At 65.8% G+C, this 2,934-nt stretch carries 2 protein-coding genes and 1 rRNA gene; 2 read left to right on the top strand and 1 reads right to left on the bottom strand.

All coding sequences use genetic code 11. The features are described 5' to 3' along the window. Positions 1–86: 86 nt before the first annotated feature. Positions 87–1,340 carry an MFS transporter gene (locus tag AOK24_RS09310; protein WP_079056738.1) on the bottom strand — a complete coding sequence of 418 codons (1,254 nt, stop codon included), beginning with the start codon at positions 1,338–1,340 and terminating at the stop codon, positions 87–89. Positions 1,341–1,506: 166 nt separating this feature from the next. Here AOK24_RS09310 and AOK24_RS09305 point away from each other — a divergent pair, with 166 nt between their 5' ends. Both AOK24_RS09305 and AOK24_RS09300 read left to right on the top strand, forming a co-directional pair. Beyond that, positions 1,507–2,058, top strand: a complete 552-nt coding sequence (locus AOK24_RS09305) for a MarR family winged helix-turn-helix transcriptional regulator (RefSeq protein WP_055719579.1) — start codon at positions 1,507–1,509, stop codon at positions 2,056–2,058. A 663-nt stretch (positions 2,059–2,721) separates the two neighbouring features. Continuing rightward, a 16S ribosomal RNA gene (locus AOK24_RS09300) occupies positions 2,722–2,934 on the top strand; the annotation flags it as partial.

The raw sequence follows: 2,934 nt of genomic DNA, 5'->3' as shown, positions 1-2,934 counted from the left end.
CGGCACGACTGCCCGCAGCTAGGTGAGCGGGGTGGAGTGGGTGCGGGTTTGCTGGGGGTGTGGTGGGTCGTAGCTGGGTGAGTTTCTTAAGCGCTGACCGGCTCCACCTGTGCTCCGCCCCGCGCGACCACTCGGTTCCGGGCCAGCAAGGGCTGGTCCTGGATGGGAGTGAGCTGTCGGCCCAGCCGCAGGGCCAGCCATGTGATGCCGAGCGAGAACAGGAGGAACGTCACGACGTACGGGGCGTGGAGGGACGCCCCCATGGGGCCGCCGATCGCTGGGCCGATGGCCAGTGCGAGCTGTTTGACCAGGGCGAAGGCCGAGTTGTACTGGCCGGCCATGCCTGCGGGGGCCAGGTCCGCGACCAGGGGGGCGACCGTGGGGGACAGCATCGACTCGCCCAGGCCGAAGAGCGCGTACGTCGAGACGAACGCGGCCGTGGCTACATCCGGGCTCGCGTGGCCCAAGCCTGCGAAACCGGCCACCGCCCAGGCGACGGCCCAGATCAGGCCGACGGCCGCGATGACGCGGGAGCGGCGTCGGCGTTCCACGGAACGCAGGATCGCGAACTGGGCGACGACGATCATCGCCGTGTTCGCCGCCAGCGCCGTACCGAGCGTGGACGGCGAGATGCCGGCCGCCTCGACGCCGTACGCGCTCAGACCTGACTCGAACTGGCCGTAGCAGGCGAAGAAGAGGACGAAACCGAGCACCGAGAGCTGGACCATTGCACGGTTGGACAGCAGCTCGCGCCAGCTCGCCTTCGCGGAGCGCGGCGTGTCGGCGCCCTGAGGGGCGTGCGGCACGCGGACTGTCGCCATCAGGACGACCAGCAGCAGGAACATCGCCGCCTCGATCGAGAACAGCAGCACGAACGAGGACGCCTTCGACGTGTCCACGAGATGCCCGCCGATCAGACCACCGACGCCGAGACCGAGGTTCTGGAGGAAGAACTGCGTCGCGAACGCCCTCGACCGCGTCTGGGACGTCGAGCAGTCCACGATCATCGTCGCCAGCGCGGGCGACATCACGGCCTGCCCGGCCCCGAGCAGGGCAGCCGCGGCGAGTACGGCGACGGCGCTCGCCGCGAGGCCCAGCGCGAGGGCGCCGAACGCGGCGGTGACCAGGGCGACGAGGAGCACCGGCAGCGGGCCGCGCCGGACGATGGCCCGCCCGGCGAACGGCAGCACGATCAGCGCGGCGACGGCGAAGACGGCGAGGACGAGCCCCGCGGTCATGGCGCCGAGTCCCCGCACCTGCGCCACATAGACGTACAGGTAGGGGACGGTGAAGCCGAGCCCGAACGCGCTGAGTGCGTTGCCCACGTGGATCCGGCGCATCGCCGCGCCCTTCTCCCTGGTCACGTTCACCTCTCTCAAGTAGTCGCCGCATCGTTGTTGCGGGGTTCCAGTACTTAGGAACGAAGACTTCGAAGATAAAATTTCGAGCTAAACCGTACACCTTGAAGAACTTGAACGCCAACAGGCCCATGCGATACTGACCGGCATGGGCGACCACCCCGACACCCCCGGCGAACCGACTCTCGACGAGCAGATCGCCGCCTACCAGCGCGAGTTCCGCGACCTCGACCCCCAGGTCGAGAAGATCGTCTCGGCGCTGTCCCGGCTGAACCGCCGGATGAACGTCGCCTACGGCCGCCAGACCGCGGCGCTCGGCATCTCCAACGCCGACTGGGAAGTCCTCAAGGCCCTCGTCCTCTCCGGCGCCCCCTACCGGCTCGGCCCCGGAGACCTCGCCAAACGCCTCGGCCTCACGCCGGCCGCGATGACCCACCGGATCGACCGCATGGTGACCGAGGGGTACGTGACCCGGGCACGCGACGAGTCCAACCGGGTCCGCGTCATCGTCGAGCTGACTCCCGAGGGCCGCGAGATGTGGCTGGAGGCCATGCGGCTCGCCTCCGTCTTCGAGGAGGACCTCCTCCAGGACCTGTCCCCGCAGGAGCGCACGACGCTGGGTGAGGTTCTGACCAGGCTGCTACGCCGGGTGGAGCACGCTCAGCCGGATGCCGGGGGCCGTCTCAGCGATCTTGAGTAAAAGATCTTGACAGGAGCGTCTTGACAGAGGTCTGGGCGATCCGTAAGGTTCTTCGAGTTGCCACGGAGCCGTAACGGTTCTCCGGTAGCACTCCCGCCGCGCGAGCGGCACTCACACCATCAGCACGATCACTCCCGACGGGGTCGAATTCGGCATGTCCGCATGCTCGAATTCAATTCGATTCGGGGCCCGGTAGCCCGATTGGGAATCACCGAGCGGATCCGCTAAGGTTTGAGACGTCGGAACGGCCCAACGGCCGGGAAGACAACCCCCGCTGACTGGGAATCAGACGCCGAAAGGATCTGATAGAGTCGGAAACGCCGAAAGGGAAACGCCCGAAGCGAAAGCGGAGAGCGGGAACCGGAAAGCACCGAGGAAATCGGATCGGGAAAAGATCTGATAGAGTCGGAAACGCAAGACCGAAGGGAAAAGCCCGGAGGAAAGCCTGAGAGAGTCTCTCGGGTGAGTACAAAGGAAGCGTCCGTTCCTTGAGAACTCAACAGCGTGCCAAAAATCAACGCCAGATTAGTTGATACCCCGTCCCCGGCCGATGGCCGAGGATGAGGTTCCTTTGAAACAAACACAGCGAGGACGCTGTGAACGAGGGGATCATTCCTCCTCTCGTTCCGCTCTCGTGTGTGCGAACCGGATTACCGGTAAACATTCACGGAGAGTTTGATCCTGGCTCAGGACGAACGCTGGCGGCGTGCTTAACACATGCAAGTCGAACGATGAAGCCCTTCGGGGTGGATTAGTGGCGAACGGGTGAGTAACACGTGGGCAATCTGCCCTTCACTCTGGGACAAGCCCTGGAAACGGGGTCTAATACCGGATATCACTCCTGCCTGCATGGGTGGGGGTCGAAAGCTCCGGCGG

The sequence above is a fragment of the Streptomyces niveiscabiei genome, assembly GCF_001419795.1.
GTDB lineage: Bacteria > Actinomycetota > Actinomycetes > Streptomycetales > Streptomycetaceae > Streptomyces > Streptomyces niveiscabiei.
This window is presented reverse-complemented; position numbering and strand designations above follow the sequence as displayed.